Here is a 19579-nt window from a genome sequence, read left to right as displayed (position 1 = left end):
GCTTTCTCGTTCTCGCCTCGCTGTTTTTCTATGGGTGGTGGAACCCGATCTATCTGCCGCTGCTGATCGGGCTCGCTGTCTTCAATTTCCTGCTTGCGCGCCTGATCCTCAATGAGCGCATAAAGTCGGGCGGCGGGCACAAGAACCTGCTGGTGACATTCGGCGTAACAGTCGATCTCGCGGCGCTTGCCTATTTCAAATACACGGATTTTTTCATTCGCACCGTGAATGAAACCGCCGGCACCGACTGGCCGTTGCAACACATCATCTTGCCGCTCGCGATTTCCTTTTTCACTTTTCAGAAGATCGCCTATCTCGTCGATGCAGGGCGCGGCCATGTCGAGCCGCACAGCTTTCTCGAATATTGTTTCTTCGTGATGTTCTTCCCGCAATTGATTGCGGGGCCCATCGTTCATCACCACGAAATCTTCAGCCAGACGAAGCGCGAGCGGAGCTTCCGCTTCGATCGCATGAACCTCGCCATCGGCCTGACGATCTTCTTCATCGGCCTCTTCAAGAAAGTCGTGCTTGCAGACAATCTCGCGCCGCTTGCAAGCTCGGTCTTTGCCGATGCAGGCTCGGGCAAGGAAATCCTTTTCCTTCGCGCATGGGAGGGGATGCTCGCCTATACGTTCCAGCTCTATTTCGATTTTTCCGGCTATTCGGACATGGCGATAGGCGCGTCGCGCATTTTCGGTATCAAGCTGCCGTTGAACTTTCACTCACCATATCAGGCGACGAGCATCACCGATTTCTGGCGGCGCTGGCATATGACCCTGTCGCGCTTTCTGCGCGACTACCTCTATATCGCGCTGGGCGGCAACAGGCGGGGCAAGACGCGGCGCTACGTCAATCTCTTCCTCACCATGGCGATTGGAGGGCTCTGGCATGGCGCAGCCTGGACCTTCGTCTTCTGGGGCGCGCTGCACGGCGCCATGCTGATCCTCAATCACGGCTGGCGCGCAATCTGGACGCGCCCGATCAATCGCTGGTGGTCGCGCGGCATTGCGCGGGCGATCACCTTTCTCTGCGTCGCATTGGCCTGGGTATTTTTCCGCGCAACCGACGTCGATGCGGCCTTTGCGATCTATCGGGGCCTGGTCGCATGGACGCCCGACATCTCGCCGGTGGCCCTCACGCGCGATCTCCTCTGGCTTGCCTTCTGGATGGGCGTCGTCTGGTTCTGGCCGAACACACAACAATGGATGGCGCGTGTGCGCCCGGCCTTCAACTACTCGTCGCACGATCTTCGCAAGGACCCGATCCTCGTCTCATCGCTGCGCAATCTGGCGCTGTGGCGGCCCGGTCTCGGCTTTGCTGCGGCGGTGGGCGCTGGCGCGGCGGCATCGCTGCTCAGCCTGCAGCGTGTCAGCGAATTTCTCTATTTTCAGTTTTGAGCGAACATGTCCATGCCAGCCCAATCCATGCGCTATCTAGCAATGCTCGCCGCAACGATTGTGCTTTGCGTCGGCGCGGCGCTCGCCTTCAATTCTCTGGTCGATCCGCTCTGGTATTTTTCCGGCAACCGCTTCGCTCCCGTCAACTTTGCGTTCAATGAACGCCTGTCCAAGGCAAACTTGATCGAGGGGCGCGAACATGAATTTGATTGTGTGATCTTTGGCGACTCCCGCGCGACCTTGTTGCCGGAGCAGAAAATCGCTGGATATCGCTGCTTCAACTTCGCGTTTTCATCGGGCGTCGTCGGCGAATTTGTCGACTATGCGAACTGGCTCAAGTCGAGAGGCTTCGCACCCCGCCTCGTCATTGTCGGCGTCAGCGCCGGAGATTTCCGCAAAAGCGTGTCGTCGCGCAACACACCTGATTTCGTGAGGGAAGGGCAGAACCCGCCTTCGCCGCTGATCGCCTATGCGTCGCTCGATGTGCTGGCCATGTCGTGGCGCACGCTTTTTGGCTCATCGCCTATCGACCGCGAATATGACCGGGACTTTCATTGCCGCGTGGCCGTGACGATGCCATACGATCCGCGCAAACCCATTCGCGATCTCTATTCAGGTCCGTTCGACAACAGGGAGCCGCTGGACAAGTATCGTGAACTGCGCGGCATTTTCCCCGAGGCGCGCTTTGTCGGCTATGCGCCGCCGCTATCTGCCTGGGCTATTGCCGAATATGCCCGGATCGGTTGGCTGAAAAGCTACACAAAGGCGCTCAACGAGGCGGCCACTGTTTTCGACCAATTCGAAGACTATAGCGTTCCGTCCGAGATCACCCTCGACCCGGCGAACACCTATGACGGCACCCATTATTCAGAAACGGTCAACGCTACCATCGCCGCAACCTTGCTCGACGGAACCACAATTGAGGCTCTGAATCTCACTGCGCTGTCCGATGCCGCAACGCTCGCTGCCTACCAGACGCGCCTCAAAGACTACTCAAATGCGCTTGAGGACGGCGTGTCCGCGCAATCGGCGATGCCGTCACCAGCCTCAACGCCTCGTGCGCAATGACGATGAAAATCTGGTCGATGCATTTGCCAAGGCGGCTCACCGGAAAGACGCCGCGATAGACATTGATGAATTCGCGCCCGACGATTGGAATCTCCGTCTGCGAGTAGATCGGCTTTCCGGTTGTCATCACACTGATGAACTCGCGCCGCCGTATATCAGCACCTTCAGGCGTCAGGTCTTCTCCCAGAAGTTTGCCGGTAAAGTCGATCCCGAATATTTCGCGGCATCCCGAGCCCGTCAGGCGATAGCGAAATTGTACAATCTCATCCACCTCGATCGCTTCCAGAAGAAGGATCCAGGGCAGGATGGCCGGAATTTTCGTGGGTTCGATATTCGCCCGCAGCGGAACAGCATCCGCCCCTTTGGCCTCGGCCCAAAATTGTGAAAAGCCCGCCACCGGATGGAGTTCGGGCACATCAGCAGCCGGGATTTCACGATACGACAAGCCTGTCTCCTTTTTACGCGACAAAAGCCAGATCGGCTTCCCGCAAATTTCCGGAGACGGTAGGAAAGAAAGCTTACCAACAAGTCACCACGCCGCGTTCATTTGCATAAATAGCGCGGATAGAACCTGTCGGATCGCTCAGGACTTGTTGATATCTTCGCCTGTTGCAATAAAACGGCGCATGGCACTTTCCGCGCCGTCGTCGCGTGCAATCAAGATACTGAAGCGCCCGCGCGCGACGCCGCAAGCATCATCCAGCGTCTGATTGGTAGCATTTTTCACAAGCGCCTTGGCTTGCGCGAGTCCGGATGCCGGTTTGGCAGCCAACTCCTTTGCAAGCTCAAGCGCACGCGGCAACGCCCGATCCGCGACCTCATGCACCATGCCGAGCGTCAGCGCTTCCTCAGGGCCGACGGTGCGCCCACGCAGGATCAGCTCCAGCGCACGCGCTTCGCCGATGAGGCGGGGCAGGCGCTCTGTGCCGCCAGCGCCGGGAAAGATGCCGATATTCGTTTCAGGGAGGCCGATCCGATAATCGCCGCTTTCAGCGATACGCAAGTCGCAGCACAGCGCAAACTCAAAGCCGCCGCCCTGAGCAAAACCGTTGATCGCGGCAATGGTGGGCTTTGAAAGCCTGTCCACCTTGTCGAAAACCTTCGAGACGGCATTGCCAGCCCTTGCGCCTTCCATCAGTGCGGCGTCGGCATGGCCGCTTTTCCGGATCACATCTGCCGCGGCGAGAATTTCGGCCACATCATAGTGGCGAATGAAAACGCCGGGCACGCCGCCGGTAAAGACGACGACACGCACTGCATCGTCAGCCGCAACGGCATCGACGACCTCGTCAAGCTCTTGCACCTGCATGGCGTTCATGTAGCCGCGCGGCGGGTTGATGAAGGTAACAGTCGCAATACCGCTTTCGATTTCCAGGCTGACAAGGCTCATTTTGTGCCCGCCTCTTCTTCAAGCGCGCGGACATAGCCGGAGTAGCCCGGCTGGTCGATGGCGAGCTTCGTCATGGTGATTGCCCAGAGATGATCGGCAAGGCCCGGCGTCGAAAGCGTCAACTCACCTGCCTCGATCCGCGCGCAAAGATCGCGGTTCAGCTCGTCCAGCGAGCCGTCACGGCCGAGAAGCGCCTTCAGGCGTTCATGCTCTTCGCTATTGGCCTTGGGCGCGATCTGAAGCTCACGCTTCACAATGTCGAGCGCATTGGCTGCAACGCGCGCGTGAAACGCGGCATGGCCCTGAAGCTGCGGCATGGCGTGAACGCGAATGAACTCGGCAACGATATCGACAAGCTCGATGGCTGTGGGCTGGTCCTGCATGGCGTCAGCCTTTCTTTCTGGGTGCGAGAAGGCGCATGAGATCGACTTCGGTTTCGGAAGAGCGGCGTCCGATGGTCGCCCGCTCGACGGAGCGGTCGCCCGCCTTGAAGGCCATGACCATGGTCGTGCACATGACGCCCCATTTGAGCGTGCCGAGCACTTCCCAGAACTTCACACGCTCGGGATCGACCCGTCCGCCGCCTGCGGCTTCATAGCCTGCAAACAGGTCTTCGCGTTTGCCGAATCCACCGACCGGATTGTCGATATTGCCGAAGCGCCAGGAGTTGACGCAAATCCAGGCGAGGTCTTCCATCGGATCGCCGATATGGGCGAGTTCCCAGTCGAGCACCGCGCGTACGCCGTCCGGACCGATCATCAGATTGCCATGCCGAAAATCGCCATGAACCAGCGTCAGCTTCGTCGCGTCCGATGGCGCATGATCCCTGAGCCAGCGAAAAGCGAGATCGAAGACTGGATGCGGATGGTTATGCGTCTTGTAGGTCTGGAAATACTGATCGATTTCCGCATGTGCCGTCGAGGTGCGTAGCGGAGGGAGCTTCGCCATATCGACGGTGTGAAGCTTTGCAAGGATTTCACCGCATTGCCGCGCGAGGATCGGCCGCGCTGCCGCGAATTCCTCATCGCGCAGGATCTTGCGCGCAATGGTCTCGCCCTCGACGCGGTCCATGATGAAACCGCGCCCGACACCATCCGCCTCGCTCAGCACGAGACGAACAGGCGGGATCGGCACATCGACTTCACCGGCAAGCTCGATAAGACGCGCCTCGGTTTCAAGCCCCGCCGCCGTGCCGCTCGGCGCGCGATCGCCGCCCGGCGCACGACGAAGGATCAGCGGAATGGGGCTCCCCTCGGTCGTTGCGTCGAAGGACCATGTTTCCTGACTGGCGCCGCCGGAGAGGCGCCGCAGATTGGCTATGCCCGTCGTACCCTTGATGTGGCGACGCACCGCCGCATCAAGCGGCGCGGCAATCGGATTGGCTTCGGCTCCCATCTCAGCGCCCCACGCTCACGGGCTTGCCGTCGACGATCTGATCGAGATATTCCGACAGGCCATAACCGACCATGCCGTTGCAGCGATATTCGGTCATGCCTTCCGTGATGCGCGTATTGAGTTCGCTGCCGTCTGCCGCCTGACGGCGATTGCGCAGGGGAATGAGCGACAGCACCTTGCCCTCGACATCATAGGTCGCGCCGGATTCCGTCTTGATATGGGCGCGCAGAGCCGTCTGATACCAGTTCTCATCCCAATCGCTGTCGATGGAGACTTCCTTGATGAGATCGTACTTGCCGTCTTTCAGCACCATGCCGCCCTGTCGCGGCTCGCCTTGCTCGCCTGCGACGATGGACAGCATCATGCCGAAGTCGCGACCGAAATTCATCGGGCACCAGCGGTACCAGTGAATGGCCTGCCAATAGCGCGGGCCCCAGCTCTTGTCGCGCAGGCCGAAGCCTGAAACCTCGAAGACCTCGTCGCCGACAGTGAAGCGGCCCGTTGCCGCCACGTGCTGCTCGTAATGCGCCTTGGCGAAGGATTTCTCGGGATCAATATCGAGAGGCGAGCCGTCCGCCTTCACCGTTTCGCCGCCGAACATGGGCGAGACGCCCTCATAGTCGAGCTCGACCTTGCACGTCAGCGTCGGATTGTTGCGGAACGCCTTCGACGGCTCTGCCATGTCGTGCGGGTTCGTCAACACGACAGCCTTGCCGTCATAGGTGACGCGAAGCCGCTTGAAGGGCTCGATCACCTCGATCTTCATGCCGCCCGCTGCGAGTTGCTTGTTGTCGGTAATCTTCGGCTTGGCATACATGAAGGCGACGCGGCCATCCGGCAGATAGAGGCATGTCGTCATCTCGGCATAGCCCTCATTCGGACGATTGCCGATACGGAACCAGCCGCCGATCTTCTTCACCGGGTCGAACATGTTGAAATACATGCTCTCGTTATAATTCAACGCCGCATCGGGCGTGTGCGTGTACTCGTCCTGGGGATCGAGCCTGATCTTGAAGCCCGCCGGTACAGCCGCCATGATGATCTCCCTAAGTATCATTCTGAGTTCTTGTTGCGGCTATGATGGAACGAATGCACGGCGCTGGAAAGCCCGCTCCTGAGGGTCTTTGCGGCCCCTGCGTCAGGAAACCGGCTCGTCGGGACGATGCGGACATACCCCGCCGTCGATGCTACAAAGGCCGTTGATCGCAACGAAACAACGAATCGGCCAGCATGACGCAGAGCGGAGAAAACGGCGGCCCGGACGAGGTCCCAGGGGTCATTCTGCCCGCGCGCAAGACCGGCATCATGGCCCGGCTCCGCAACTATTTCCTGACCGGCCTCGTCGTCGCAGCGCCCATCGTCCTGACAATCTATGTCACAAGCTGGTTCGTCGAGCTCGTCGACACCTGGTTTGTGCCGCTGGTACCCGAAGCCTACCGGCCTGAGAAATATCTTCCTTTCAACGTCTATGGAACGGGCCTGCTAATCGCGCTGGTCCTGCTGACGTTTCTCGGGGCGCTCACGGCGAACATTTTCGGTAGGGCAATTCTCAACTTCGCAGAGCGTCTGGTTGAGCGCATGCCCATCGTGCGCAGCATTTACGGTGCGTTGAAGCAGATTTTCGAGACGGTTATCTCGTCATCAACGCCGTCATTCCGCGAAGTGGGACTGATCGAATATCCGCGCAAGGGATGTTACGCGGTCGTCTTCGTCGTCTCTCAAGGCGGCAGCATCGTCGGCCAACCTCTCGGGAAGGATCTCGCCGCCGTCTTCCTGCCGACATCGCCGAACACGATCACGGGCCTTCTGCTCTACGTGCCGCGCGATGAACTGACCATTCTCGACATGACAATCGAGGAGGGCGCAAAGCTCGTCGTTTCCGCCGGGCTAGTCGAGCCGCTGCCCAAGAAAATCAAACCCGTCTAGCCGGAGCGCAGATACCGGATCGCTTCGTCTCGTTCGAATAGATAAAGCAGAACGCGAAGCGCCTTGCCGCGCGAGCTTTCAAGCTCCGGATCGCGCTCCAGGATCATGCGCGCATCGTCATAGGCAGCGGCGAGAAGTTCGCCATGAACCGCAACATCGGCGATCCGGAAAGTCGGCAACCCGCTTTGCCGCGTGCCGAGCAATTCGCCAGCGCCGCGCAACCGTAAATCTTCTTCGGCAATCCGAAAACCGTCTTCGGTTTCACGCATGATCTTGATCCGCGCGGCAGCTGTCTCGCCAAGCGGCGCCTGATAGAGCAGCAAACAGCTCGATTTATCGGCGCCGCGCCCGACGCGGCCGCGAAGCTGGTGGAGCTGGGCCAGGCCAAAGCGTTCGGCATGTTCAATAACCATGACCGTCGCCGTCGGCACATTAACGCCAACCTCAATGACCGTTGTCGCAACAAGGATGCGCGTCTCGCCCGCTTCAAACCGGGCCATGGCCGCGTCTTTCTCAGCTGCCTTCATCCGCCCATGCACGAGGCCGACGACATCGCCAAATATCTCATGCAGATGCTTGTAGCGTTCTTCCGCCGCCGCAGCGTCGATTTCGTCGGATTCTTCGACAAGCGGGCAGACCCAATAGATCTGGGCACTGCGCGCCAATGCGCGACGCATCGCCTCGACAACATCGTCAAGTCGCTCGAGCGGCAGAGCGCGCGTGTCGACAGGCTTGCGCCCCGGCGGCTTCTCATTGAGCCGCGAGACATCCATATCGCCATAGGCCGTCAGTGTCAGCGTGCGCGGGATCGGCGTCGCCGTCATCACCAGAATATCTGTGCCCGCGCCACCCTTGGCCTGTAGCTGCAAACGCTGATGCACGCCGAAGCGATGCTGCTCATCGACAACGGCAAGGCCAAGCGCCTTGAACGCAACGTCATTCTGAAAGACGGCATGCGTACCGACCAGAATATCGATTGCGCCGGAAGCAAGGCCTTCCAGAACATCCGTGCGGCGCTTGCCTTTCTCGCGGCCGCTCAACAATTCGAGGCGCACGCCAGCCGCTTCGCAGAGCGGCGCAAGCGAGGCGTAATGCTGGCGTGCCAGTATTTCCGTCGGGGCCATCATCGCCGCCTGAAACCCGGCTTCGACGGCATTCAGCATGGCAAGCAACGCCACCACCGTTTTGCCGCTGCCGACGTCGCCCTGCAGCAAGCGCAACATGCGATGGTCAGACCCCATATCCGCGTCGATCTCGGCGAGAGCATTCGTCTGCGCCATGGTTAAAGCAAAGGGCAGGGCGCTCGTCACCTTCGCGCGTAAATGTCCATCGCCCTTGATGACACGGCCCGGCAAGCGACGCATGCGCAACCGCACAAGACCGAGCGCCAATTGATTGGCCAGCAATTCGTCAAAGGCAAGCCGGGCACGCGCCGCCGCATTCGGATCGAGATCGTCGATGGATTCAGGCGCATGCGCGGCATGAAGCGAGGCGAGCCAGGGCAACCACCCACGCGCCTTCAACCACGGTCCGTCCTGCCATTCCGGCAGTTCCGGCGCGCGTTCCACCGCCGCCTTCGTCGCTTTCTGAAGCGGCTTCAGCGTGACGCCTGCGGTCAGCGGATAGATGGCCTCGAGCAAAGGCAGCGACGCAATTTCTTCCGGGCTCACAATATGATCCGGATGCGTCATTTGCGGCTGGCCCTGATAGAACTCGACCTTGCCGCTCAAGATGCGCGTCGCGCCTTCCGGCATGGTCTTTGTCAGCCAGTCGGCACGTGGGTTGAAAAATACGATCTGCATTTCGCCGGTTTCGTCATGCACATGCACGCGATAGGGCAGCCGCTTCAGACGCGGCGCGATATGCAAGCCGACGACAACCTCGACAGTCACGATCTCGCCATCGCGCAGGTCCGCGATTTTCGGACGCTTGCGTCGGTCGACAAGCCCGCTCGGCAAATGCCAGCAAAGATCGACAACCTTCGGCCCGGCTAGCTTTTCGACGAGCTTTTCAAGGCGCGGCCCGATGCCGGGCAGGCTTCTGATCGGTGCGAAGAGGGGAAAGAGAACTTCAGGCCGCATGCTTGCGCTCAAGCCCGCGATTTGAGGAAGGACGTGATGGCGTCCAGCGAATTGATCACGATTGAAAAATGTCCGTCATTTTCTGTGAAGTGTGCCGCCGCGCTCGGCACATGCGCCGCGTAATATTCGCCGATGGAAATCGGCACGATCGTATCCGCCCGGCCATGCCAGATGCCCGTGGGCGTGGCAATGTCTTTCAGCGCGAAATGCCAGGGCTGGCCATAGATGCGCGCGTCAGCAGCCATGCCGAGCGAGGAACGCTTCAAGCCTTCCCGCCAATTGGCGACCATCAACTGCGCCATCGGCCCGTCACGGAAGGCGGCGTCTGCGCCAGCGCGCGGCATCCGCCGCATGCGCCAGTCGCGCAGAGCAGCCAGCGCCCGGTCGGACAGCATGATCTGGCGTCCGAGCGCCGCCAGAAAGACGCGCGAGCCTGTGAACCGCAGCGCGGTGGCAATTCTGCTATCTCCGCCGAAGGTCATGCCCGGCGCTTCAGGCGGCCCGAGGCCGCAGACAAGGGCGAGCGCATTAACGCGGCTCCCCAGCCCGTGTGCGACCGAAGCCGCATATGGCCCGCCGCCGGAGACGCCGACGACGCCGAAACGCTTCAGCCCGAGGTGATCGGCCAGCGCCGCTATGTCGCCCGGCCAGTCAGCCAGCGTCCTGTAGGGCCGGGCCGTGCTTAGCCCATAACCCGGCCTGTCGACACCGATGAGGCGGACGCCGGAGGCAGGCAGCAGGGTCGCTTCAAGCCGGGAGCCCGGAAAGCCGTGGAAATAGAAAACCGGCGCGCCCTTGGGGTCGCCTCCTTCGGCAAAACCGAGCTTTCGCCCGCCCGGCAGGGGGCAGGTCCGGTTCGCGGTTTCGGCAGCAAAGGGAGACTGGGTCATGCGGCCAGTCTATCGCCATTCGCCTTCTCGCGGGAAATATCAAGCCGGGGCTGACAGAGCGGGCTTGGCGGTCTATATCGGCTGCCAAAGGATCAGAATGCCATGGCCGACGACAATCCCCACCTCGATCACGATGCGCGCTTGCGCCGCCTCAAATTTCGCTCCTGGCACCGGGGCATCAAGGAGATGGACCTTATCCTCGGCCATTTCGCCGATGTTGTGGTGCCGACCCTGACGCCTGCCGAGATCGACAAATACGAGGAGCTGATCGAGGTCGAGGATACGAGCCTTTACAATTGGGTCACGGGGCGCGAAAAAACGCCGCCCGAGTTTGACACGCCCTTGCTCGACCGCATCCGCACTTTCAACCATCTGGAAGGGACGCTTTGGCAACGCAAAAGCTGAGCGGCACCCATTTGCGAGAACTCGATAAAATCACCTCCGCGCGCGGCCGCTTGACGCTGGGCGAGGTGCCGGAAGGCTTCGACGCGCTTGTGCTCGCCGATATGGCACGGGCGTGTGCGGATAAAAACGAGGACGCCGTCCTGCACATCGCCCGCGACGACGCGCGGCTTGCATCCATGGAAGAGGCGCTGGCCTTCTTCGCGCCCGATATCGAGATTGCGAGCTTTCCCGCCTGGGACTGTCTGCCCTATGACCGCGTCTCGCCGAACCCCGACATTGTAAGCCGCCGCATGGCGACGCTTTCGCGCCTTGCAGGGCGCAAGCGCGACGGCAAGCCCTTCGTGCTGCTGGCGACCGTCAATGCTGCGCTCCAGCGCGTGCCTCCGCGCGAGGAGGTGGCGACCTCTGCCTGGGCGGCTCATGTCGGCAATACGATCGACCTCGACCAGTTGACGACCTATCTCGTCGCCAATGGCTATGCCCGCACGGGAACGGTGCGCGAGCGCGGCGAATTCGCCCTGCGCGGCGGCATTGTCGATATTTTTCCCTCAGGCTTCGACGCGCCGATCCGCCTCGACATGTTCGGCGACACGCTTGATGCGATCCGGACATTCGATCCCGAAAGTCAGCGCACCACCGGAACGCTCGGCGCCGTGGCGCTGGTGCCAGCCAGCGAGATCTATCTCGATGCCGAGGTGATCCGCCGCTTCCGCGCCTCCTATGTGGCAAATTTCGGCGCGGCAACCGATAACGATCCGCTTTACGAAGCCGTGAGCCAGGGCCGCAAGCATCAGGGCATGGAGCACTGGCTGCCGCTTTTTCACGAAAAACTCGAAACCATCTTCGACTATTTGCCGGACGCACTCGTCACGCTCGACGGTCTGGCCGAAGAGGCAAAAGCTGCGCGGTTCGAATTGATCCGCGACTATTACGACGCGCGCGTCAGCGCCCGCCAGATGAAAGCCGTCGATGCGAGCCCCTATAAGCCGCTGAAGCCGGAGGCGCTCTATATCGGCGACGACGAATGGCAGGAGACGCTGCATAGCCGCACCGTGCGCGCTTTTTCAGGCTTCAGCGTTCCGGATGGCCTCAATCTCGGCGCGCGGCAGGGTCGCAATTTCTCGCCCGAGCGCACGCAGGAAGGCGTCAATATTTTCGAGGCGCTGGGCGGCCACATCGCAGGCCTGCGCCGCGCCAATAAACGCATCGCCATTGCAAGCTGGAGCGAAGGCGCCCGCGACCGCCTGTCAAATGTGCTTGGCGATCACGGCCTGAAGAATATCGCGCTGGCTGAAAGCTGGGCGCAGGTAAACAGCGTCAATCGCGCCACCGTATCGCTGATCGTCCTCGGCCTCGAGGCAGGTTTCGAAACCGATGACCTTGCCGTCATCGGCGAGCAGGACGTGCTGGGCGACCGACTCGTCCGCCAGCGGCGCACCAAGCGCGCGGCAAACTTCCTCACCGAAGCGTCGAGCCTTTCGCCCGGCGATCTCGTCGTCCATGTCGATCACGGCATTGGCCGTTTCGACGGGTTGCAGACCATCGACGTCATGGGCGCGCCGCATGACTGCCTGCTGCTCATCTATCAGGGTGGCGACAAGCTCTATCTGCCCGTTGAAAATATCGAGCTTCTTTCGCGCTACGGCTCGGACGAGGCAGGCGCGCAGCTCGACCGGCTCGGCGGCTCGGGCTGGCAGGCGCGCAAGGCCCGCCTGAAGAGCCGTATCCGCGAGATGGCTGGCGAGCTGATCAAGATCGCCGCCGCACGCGAGCTGAAAAAAGCGCCTGTCATGGAGCCGCAAGCGGGCCTCTATGATGAATTCTGCGCGCGCTTCCCCTTCACCGAAACGGACGATCAGGAACAGGCGATCGAAGCCGTTCTCGAAGACCTCGGACGCGGACGCCCGATGGATCGCCTCGTTTGCGGCGATGTGGGCTTTGGCAAAACGGAAGTCGCATTGCGTTCGGCTTTCGTGGCGGCAATGGCGGGCTATCAGGTCGCTGTCGTCGTTCCGACGACGCTGCTCGCGCGCCAGCACTACAAGACCTTCTTCACGCGCTTTCAGGGGTTGCCGCTGAAGGTGCGCCAGATGTCGCGCCTCGTCTCTGCCAAGGACATGGCCGAAACGAAGGAAGGCCTCGCCAAAGGCGATATCGACATTGTGATCGGCACGCATGCGCTTCTCGGCAAGGCGATAAAGTTCCACAACCTCGGCCTGATGATCGTCGATGAGGAGCAGCATTTCGGCGTCGGCCACAAGGAACGTCTGAAGCAGATGCGGGCCGAAGTGCATGTGCTGACGCTGACGGCGACGCCGATCCCGCGCACCTTGCAGCTTGCCCTGTCCGGTGTGCGCGAATTGTCGATCATCGCCACACCGCCTGTGGACCGCCTCGCCGTGCGCACCTATGTCTCGCCCTTTGACGCGGTCGTCCTGCGCGAAGCCCTTCTGCGCGAGCATTATCGCGGCGGGCAGAGCTTCTATGTCGTCCCGCGCATCTCCGATCTTGCTGAAGCGCAGGAATTCCTCGCCAATCATGTGCCCGAGGTGAAAACCGTCACCGCGCACGGGCAGATGGCTCCCGGTGAAATCGAAGACAAGATGACGGCCTTTTATGACGGCAAATATGACGTGCTCGTCTCGACGACCATTGTCGAATCCGGCCTCGATATTCCGACCGCCAATACGCTCGTCATTCACCGCGCCGACATGTTCGGCCTGTCGCAGCTTTATCAGTTGCGCGGACGAGTGGGGCGTTCCAAGGCGCGCGCCTATGCCTACTTCACCGTACCGCCAAACCGGATGATGACGCCGACCGCCGAGAAGCGCCTGCATGTGCTGCAATCGCTGGACTCGCTCGGCGCCGGCTTCACGCTGGCAAGCCACGACCTCGACATTCGCGGCGCGGGCAATCTGCTTGGCGACGAGCAATCCGGCCACATCAAGGAAGTCGGCTTCGAGCTTTATCAGGACATGCTGGAAGAGGCAGTCGCGGCCCTGCGCGGCGGCGGCGCGGGCGAAGACGAGGAAGGCCAATGGTCGCCGCAGATCAATGTCGGCACGCCCGTCCTCATTCCTGAAGAATTCGTGCCCGACCTCGACGCACGCATGGCGCTTTATCGCCGCCTGTCGGATGTCGAAACACGCACGGAAATCGACGGCTTTGCCGCAGAACTCATTGACCGCTTCGGCAAGCTGCCAGAGGAAGTCGAATTCCTGCTGCGGATCATCGAGATCAAGGGCCTCTGCCGCACGGCCAATGTCGAGAAGATCGACGCTGGCCCGAAAGGCATCGTCATCACCTTGCGCGGCAACACATTCTCAAACCCCGCAGCACTGGTCGAACTCATCAACGACGAGCGCGGCAACGCAAAGCTCAGGCCTGACCACAAGCTGTTCTTCAAGCGCGATCTGGAAACGCCCGCCGAGCGTCTCGCAGGCACCTATCGCCTGATGAAGACGCTGGCGACAATGGCCGCCCCCGCAAAGGCGGCGTAACCCCTACTGCGCGGCGCTTGCTTCTTCGGCTTCCTTCGCCAGCAACTTGTCGAACATACGGATGAGCGACGCCGTTTCCTGCGCGCCGACCATCACCCATTTCTCGTTGATGACGAAACTCGGAACGCCCTGAATGCCGAGCGAGCGCGCATGCGCATCCTCGCGCGTAATGAGTTCGCTATCGGCACCGCGCACGAGAAGGTCTTCAACGATATCCGTATCCATGCCGGCTTCCGCTGCCGCATCGAGCAGGACGGCACGCTGACCGATATCTTCAGCGTCGGTGAAGTAGCGACGGAAAAGAATATCGACCATCTCGTTCTGGCAGCCCGCCGTTCCCGCCCAGCGGATCAGGCGGTGGCTGTCGAGCGTATTGGGCGAACGTTCGATCTTGTCGAAGTTGAACTGGATGCCGAGCGCATCGCCATATTCGCGGATCGACTGAGAAACGGCTTTGGTGCGATCCGGGTCGGAGCCGAATTTCTTCTTCATATAGGCCTTGCGATCGACACCCTCTGGCGGGATCGACGCATCAAGCTGAAACGGCCGCCAGTGAAGCGTGATGCCATCCGAACCGCGCAAGGCAAGTGCCTCGTCGAGGCGTTTCTTGCCGATGTAACACCAGGGACAAACCGTGTCGGACACCACATCGAGTTGCATGGCAGGGCTCCATCTTCAAATTGCCGTTGCGTCGGATTATGCGCTTGTCGCTACTTGCCGCCAAGCGGGCGCGGCGGCTTGACCGGAGGTTCTTCGTGCCTAGGATGCGGTCCGCGCATCAGTGCTGCATGGAAGCAACAGGATAGAACATGACCGACGCCGCCGATATTTCCCTTCCGTCATTTGATCTTACCGGCAAAGTAGCGCTCGTCACCGGGGCGACCAGCGGTCTTGGCCGTCGTTTTGCGCTCCTGCTCGCAAAGGCAGGCGCGGCCGTCGCGATCACCGGACGGCGCGTCGACCGGCTGGACACTCTGAAGGCTGAAATCGAAGCCATGGGCGGCAAGGCGCTCCCGATCGCGTTGGACGTGACCGATCCTGCCAGCATCAAGGCTTGCGTCAAGGCGGCGGAGCAGGGCCTTGGCCCTGTCGGCATTCTCGTCAACAACGCCGGAATGAACGTGCAGGCGCTCCCGCATGAGGTCACGCCGGAGGGCTACGACACCATGTTCGACACCAATGTGCGCGGCGCATTCTTCATGGCGCAGGCAGTCGGCAACCGGATGATCGCGCGCGGCGAGGGCGGACGGATCATCAATATCGCCTCCATCGGCGCCTTCACGCAGCTTCCCGGCCTCACCATCTACTGCATGACGAAGGCGGCGGTCGCCATGATGACGAAATCGCTGGCCAAGGAATGGGCCCGCAAGCAGATCAACGTCAACGCCATGTGCCCCGGCTTCATCGAAACGGAACTCAATTCCGAGTGGTTTCAATCCGAAGGCGGACAAAAGCAGATCAAGACCTGGCCGCGCCGCCGCCTTGGCGTCGAATCCGATCTCGACGGCACCTTGCTGCTGCTCGCATCCGACCATTCGCGCTTTATCACGGGTTCGCTCTTCACCGCGGATGACGGTCAGTCGCTCTAGTTTCGAGGCGAATGGCCGCTTTTTCGTTCCGTTTCGACACACTGGTTAACACAATAGAAACAAGCACTTGCAACAGGCAACCGCAGAGCCCAGATTAAGCAAAGGGGGTTGGGTGCTTGTTGTGTAGGTGTGAGCTATGACCAACTTCGCTGTCGGCGCGATTTTCGGTTTTCTGGTTTGCGTATGGGCTCTCGGCGCGACACCTGGCGCTGCCTTTTCGGCGTTGTGGACGCGCCTGGAGCAAGTACAGGAAATGCAGGCCACAGCCAGCCAGGCGTATGACGCGATGCGCCCCGTGCGAAATGTCGTGCCGATTCAAGAGCCAGCCGAACCTGCCGCCTATCGCTGAGCAAGCGCGCGCCGCGTGATCTTGCCGTTTGCGGTGCGCGGCAGAGTGTCGACGAAAAAGACCTCGCGCGGCCGCTTGTAAGCAGCAAGCCGACTATCCGCGAAGTCGAGAACGGATTTTTTGTCCGCGTTCTGGCCATCCTTCAAAATGACAAAAGCCGCGATGACGCTCACATCTTCCCGAACGTGAATTTCGGTTACGGCGACCTCCGCAATCGCGGGGTGCTGCGATAGCGCTGCCTCGACCTCCTGCGGTGAGACGCGATAACCCATGGCGTTCATCACATCGTCGGCCCGGCCGTGATACCAGAGATAACCATCGGCATCGAAGGAGGCGAGGTCGCCGCCGATGAACCAGTCGCCGCGATAGACCTCCTGCTCTTCATCCGCCCTGCGCCAATAGCCGAGCATCAAGCCCGGATCGCTGCGATGAACGGCAAGCATCCCCGTCTCGCCAGCGGGCAAGGGGTCCGTCCCGCCGTCGAGCGGCAAAGCGACGACGCAGCGCCCCGGCTGCGGTTTCCCCGGACTACCGACGCGGATTTCCATGCCGGGTCCGGTCGAGATGTATGTCGAGCATTCGCTCATGCCGAGCGCTTCATAAAGCAGCTTGCCCGTCGCCTCGCGCCAATGGTCGAGCAAGGCGGCCGACAAGGCTTCCCCTGCCGTAAGCCCGTGCCGCAGCGCCGACAGGTCATGCCCGCCCAGATCGCAATATTTCAGGATCTGGCGATAGAGCGTCGGCACGGCGGCAAATAGCGTTGCCTGAGTGCGCTCCAGCAGCTTCGGCCAGACCTGCACATCCTTCTCGCCATTGTAGAGCACGGTCGTCGCGCCATTCGCCCACGGGTCGGTCAGGCCGACGCCAAGCGTATAGGTCCAGTTGAAAGCGCCTGCATGCAGCACCGTGTCGGCCGCGCTTATGCCGTACCAGCCTTGATACATGGGACGGCGCCCCCAGGCGCTGCGCTGCGCATGCAACACGCCCTTGGGGCTTCCGCTTGTGCCAGATGTGTAAACGAGAAACGCGGGATCGTTCGCGTCCGTGTCCGCATAGTCGGCGAGCGGGGCATGTGCCTTCAGCCTTGCAAGCATCGCGTCGTTAATGACGCGCGCATTCCCCGCATCAATCGCCATGCCACCGGAAACGGCGACCGCAGACGCGCCTGAATCGCTAAGCAGAAATGCGGCCTCGTTATCGGTGAGCTGAGACGATGACGGCAGCGGCACCATGCCTGCCGCAATCGCGCCAAAGAAGAGCAAGGCATAGTCGCTCGTATTGGGCATGCGGATCATCAGCCGCTCGCCGGGCTTGAAGCCCTCGCCAAGCAACCCCGCAGCGATACGACGAACGGCATCGTCCAGCGCGCCATAGGTCCAACGCTCCGCCTCGTTGAGCGGCGCATCGGCATGGGACACGACGATCAGCGCAACCTTGTCGGGCGTCGACGCGGCATATGCGGCAAGGCAATAGCGCGCCATGTTGAAGCGCGCTGGCGGCAACTCACCGCTATAGCCATGAGTGATTTTTTGGGTTGGGGACGACATTGGGTGTTTCTACGGTCCGAACCATGCGGAGACAAGGGGGCAGGCTGAGGCCGACGCTGCGTCATCGGCGGCACCGTTTACGCCCCGCGCGACAGAGGCTAAAACGAACGTCAACAACGAGCAAATCAAGGGAGTGCGACATGGGAAGCGGGCCGCTGTCAGGCGTTAAAGTTCTGGAATTCGCAGGCATCGGGCCAGGACCATTTTGCGGCATGCTGCTTGCCGATATGGGCGCCGAAGTTATCCGCATCGACCGCAAGGGATCGCGCGGCGGCTCCAAGTTCGACATTTCCAGCCGCGGCAAGAAGTCGATTGCGCTGGACCTGAAGAAGCCCGAAGCGATCGAGGCTTGTCTGAAGCTGATCGAAGGCGCCGACATCCTGCAGGAAGGTTTCCGCCCCGGCGTGATGGAACGCCTCGGCCTCGGGCCGGACGTTGCGCTGAAGCGCAACCCGAAGCTGGTCTACGGCCGCATGACCGGCTGGGGACAAACCGGCATGCTGGCGCAGGCCGCAGGCCATGACATCAACTACATCTCGCTGACCGGTGCGCTTCACGCCATTGGCCGCCCGGGTGAAAAGCCCGTTCCGCCGCTCAACCTCGTCGGCGACTTCGGCGGCGGCGCGCTTTATCTCGCAATGGGCATGCTCGCCGCGCTGGTCGAAGCGAACAAGTCCGGCAAGGGCCAGGTTGTCGACGCGGCTATGACGGATGGCGCGACGTCGCTGATGACCATGTTCTATGGCTTCACGGCGTCGGGCATGTGGAAAGAGCCGCATGGCACCAACCTGCTCGATGGCGGCACGCATTTCTACGACACCTATGAGACGAAAGACGGCAAGTGGATTTCGATCGGTTCGATCGAGCCGCAATTCTATGCGCTCCTGCGCGAGAAGGCCGGTCTGACCGAAGAAATCTGGGATCACCAGATGGACGGCTCAAAGTGGCCGGAAATGAAGAAGAAGATCGAGGGTATCTTCAAGACGAAGACCCGCGACGAATGGTGCGCGATCATGGAAGGCACGGATATCTGCTTCGCGCCGGTCCTCTCCATCACGGAAGCCAAGGATCACCAGCACAATAAGGATCGCCAGACCATCGTCGAGATCGACGGCGTGGCGCAGCCGAACGTCGCTCCGCGCTTCTCGCGCACTGAATCGAAAATTCAGGGCCCGATCCCGCAGGTCGGCGGACAGACGGACGATGTGCTGAAAGGCTTCGGCTTCAGCGGCAGCCAGATCGAGAGCTTGAAGAAGGCGGAAGCAATTTGACCGTTCTTCCAGGCACGACAGGTCGGCGGCGCATCTATTTGATGCGCCACGGCCATGTCGATTATTTCGGCAAGGAAATCCAGGCGGCGGGCGGCGACACCAAAGTGGTGCCGCTGACCCCGCTCGGTCAGGATCAGGCAAGGGCCGCCGGTCTGGCGCTCGCTCATGTGCGCTTCGACCGCGCCGTCTGCTCGGGCGTGCCGCGCACCTTCCAGACGGCGACGCATGTGCTCGATGCGCAACCGGCAGACCAGCGCCCGGTTCTGGAAATTCAGGGCGACCTCGTCGAAATCCACGGCGGTTCTTTTCACAACATCAAGAGCCGAGCTGAAATAGCGGCCCAGATGGCCTTCCATTTCGAAGTGGCAGGCGAGCCGGGCGCAACCATGCTTAAAGGCGGCGAGGTCTTTGCCGATGCGGAGCGCCGCGCCGTCGGCGTCATCACCAGACTTCTGGCCGAGCCCGACTGGCACACGATGCTCATCGCGGCCCATGAAGGCATCAACCGGGTTCTTCTCGGCTGGGCGGCACTCGGCGCCAAGGCGAGCGGGCTCCGTGCCGTGCAGGCTTTCGAACAGGACCCGGCCTGCATCAACCTCATCGACTTCGATATGGTCCCCCGCGAAGACGGCAGCCCCGGCACCGAAATTCAGCGCGCCATCATCAAGGCCGTCAACGTCACCCCGTATAATTACGTCAAACACGGAATGAACATGACGAGCCTCGAAGCGATTTTTGCCAAGACGCCGCGATAGACCGGGGTCTAGTCAA

18 protein-coding genes are annotated in these 19579 nt (G+C 61.1%); 9 read left to right on the top strand and 9 right to left on the bottom strand.

Features of this window, described 5'->3' with window-relative positions; translation table 11 throughout:
- Nucleotides 1-1397, top strand: a 1397-nt coding sequence (locus WA943_RS13195) for an MBOAT family O-acyltransferase (RefSeq protein ID WP_424470346.1), incomplete at its 5' end; no start/stop codon positions are given.
- 6 nt (nucleotides 1398-1403) lie between these two features.
- The gene (locus WA943_RS13190; protein ID WP_424470345.1) at nucleotides 1404-2465 is read left to right on the top strand and encodes a hypothetical protein; all 1062 of its coding nucleotides are present in this window, start codon (nucleotides 1404-1406) and stop codon (nucleotides 2463-2465) included.
- Here the strand turns inward: WA943_RS13190 and WA943_RS13185 are convergent.
- From WA943_RS13185 to WA943_RS13165, 5 genes are all read right to left on the bottom strand, one after another.
- Nucleotides 2380-2910, bottom strand: coding sequence for a PAS domain-containing protein (locus tag WA943_RS13185; protein ID WP_424470344.1), 531 nt, complete (start codon nucleotides 2908-2910; stop codon nucleotides 2380-2382). The genes WA943_RS13190 and WA943_RS13185 overlap by 86 nt on opposite strands.
- Before the next feature lie 138 nt (nucleotides 2911-3048).
- Nucleotides 3049-3855: an enoyl-CoA hydratase/isomerase family protein gene (locus WA943_RS13180; protein WP_424470343.1), complete on the bottom strand. Its 807-nt coding sequence runs from the start codon at nucleotides 3853-3855 to the stop codon at nucleotides 3049-3051.
- Nucleotides 3852-4238: a DUF6285 domain-containing protein gene (locus tag WA943_RS13175; protein WP_424470342.1), complete on the bottom strand. Its 387-nt coding sequence runs from the start codon at nucleotides 4236-4238 to the stop codon at nucleotides 3852-3854. The genes WA943_RS13180 and WA943_RS13175 overlap by 4 nt, the downstream gene beginning before the upstream one ends.
- Nucleotides 4239-4242: 4 nt before the next feature.
- Nucleotides 4243-5250 (bottom strand): phosphotransferase family protein, encoded by a 1008-nt coding sequence (locus tag WA943_RS13170; protein ID WP_424470341.1) that lies wholly within the window; start codon nucleotides 5248-5250, stop codon nucleotides 4243-4245.
- A 1-nt stretch (nucleotide 5251) separates the two neighbouring features.
- Nucleotides 5252-6286: a DUF7064 domain-containing protein gene (locus tag WA943_RS13165; RefSeq protein WP_424470340.1), complete on the bottom strand. Its 1035-nt coding sequence runs from the start codon at nucleotides 6284-6286 to the stop codon at nucleotides 5252-5254.
- Between the two features lie 194 nt (nucleotides 6287-6480).
- Between WA943_RS13165 and WA943_RS13160 the strand changes: the two genes are divergently transcribed.
- Complete coding sequence (locus WA943_RS13160; RefSeq protein ID WP_424470339.1) at nucleotides 6481-7176, top strand: DUF502 domain-containing protein; 696 nt, start codon at nucleotides 6481-6483, stop codon at nucleotides 7174-7176.
- Here WA943_RS13160 and recG read toward each other — a convergent pair.
- Together recG and WA943_RS13150 are read right to left on the bottom strand one after the other, a co-directional pair.
- Entirely contained in the window at nucleotides 7173-9257 is a 2085-nt protein-coding gene (recG, locus tag WA943_RS13155) for an ATP-dependent DNA helicase RecG (protein ID WP_424470338.1), read from the bottom strand. The genes WA943_RS13160 and recG overlap by 4 nt on opposite strands.
- 8 nt (nucleotides 9258-9265) lie before the next feature.
- On the bottom strand, nucleotides 9266-10147 hold the full coding sequence (locus WA943_RS13150) for an alpha/beta fold hydrolase (RefSeq protein ID WP_424470337.1): 882 nt from the start codon (nucleotides 10145-10147) through the stop codon (nucleotides 9266-9268).
- Between the two features lie 102 nt (nucleotides 10148-10249).
- Here WA943_RS13150 and WA943_RS13145 point away from each other — a divergent pair, with 102 nt between their 5' ends.
- Nucleotides 10250-10552 (top strand): succinate dehydrogenase assembly factor 2, encoded by a 303-nt coding sequence (locus WA943_RS13145; protein WP_424470336.1) that lies wholly within the window; start codon nucleotides 10250-10252, stop codon nucleotides 10550-10552.
- The gene (gene mfd / locus WA943_RS13140; protein ID WP_424470335.1) at nucleotides 10534-14052 is read left to right on the top strand and encodes a transcription-repair coupling factor; all 3519 of its coding nucleotides are present in this window, start codon (nucleotides 10534-10536) and stop codon (nucleotides 14050-14052) included. Before WA943_RS13145 ends, mfd begins: the two co-directional genes overlap by 19 nt.
- 3 nt (nucleotides 14053-14055) lie before the next feature.
- On the opposite strand, the gene WA943_RS13135 is transcribed toward mfd, so the two are convergent.
- The gene (locus tag WA943_RS13135; protein ID WP_424470334.1) at nucleotides 14056-14712 is read right to left on the bottom strand and encodes a DsbA family oxidoreductase; all 657 of its coding nucleotides are present in this window, start codon (nucleotides 14710-14712) and stop codon (nucleotides 14056-14058) included.
- Nucleotides 14713-14861: 149 nt separating this feature from the next.
- Between WA943_RS13135 and WA943_RS13130 the strand changes: the two genes are divergently transcribed.
- Entirely contained in the window at nucleotides 14862-15641 is a 780-nt protein-coding gene (locus WA943_RS13130; protein ID WP_424470333.1) for an SDR family NAD(P)-dependent oxidoreductase, read from the top strand.
- 136 nt (nucleotides 15642-15777) lie between these two features.
- The gene (locus tag WA943_RS13125) at nucleotides 15778-15990 is read left to right on the top strand and encodes a hypothetical protein (protein ID WP_424470332.1); all 213 of its coding nucleotides are present in this window, start codon (nucleotides 15778-15780) and stop codon (nucleotides 15988-15990) included.
- Here the strand turns inward: WA943_RS13125 and WA943_RS13120 are convergent.
- Nucleotides 15981-17537: an acyl-CoA synthetase gene (locus tag WA943_RS13120; protein ID WP_424470331.1), complete on the bottom strand. Its 1557-nt coding sequence runs from the start codon at nucleotides 17535-17537 to the stop codon at nucleotides 15981-15983. The two genes, WA943_RS13125 and WA943_RS13120, sit on opposite strands and share 10 nt — an antisense overlap.
- 140 nt (nucleotides 17538-17677) lie before the next feature.
- Between WA943_RS13120 and WA943_RS13115 the strand changes: the two genes are divergently transcribed.
- Both WA943_RS13115 and WA943_RS13110 read left to right on the top strand, forming a co-directional pair.
- Nucleotides 17678-18808 carry a CaiB/BaiF CoA transferase family protein gene (locus tag WA943_RS13115; RefSeq protein WP_424470330.1) on the top strand — a complete coding sequence of 377 codons (1131 nt, stop codon included), beginning with the start codon at nucleotides 17678-17680 and terminating at the stop codon, nucleotides 18806-18808.
- Complete coding sequence (locus WA943_RS13110) at nucleotides 18805-19563, top strand: histidine phosphatase family protein (protein WP_424470329.1); 759 nt, start codon at nucleotides 18805-18807, stop codon at nucleotides 19561-19563. The genes WA943_RS13115 and WA943_RS13110 overlap by 4 nt, the downstream gene beginning before the upstream one ends.
- Nucleotides 19564-19579: the final 16 nt, after the last annotated feature.

This window comes from Parvibaculum sp., assembly GCF_049651025.1.
Lineage (GTDB): Bacteria > Pseudomonadota > Alphaproteobacteria > Parvibaculales > Parvibaculaceae > Parvibaculum.
This window is presented reverse-complemented; position numbering and strand designations above follow the sequence as displayed.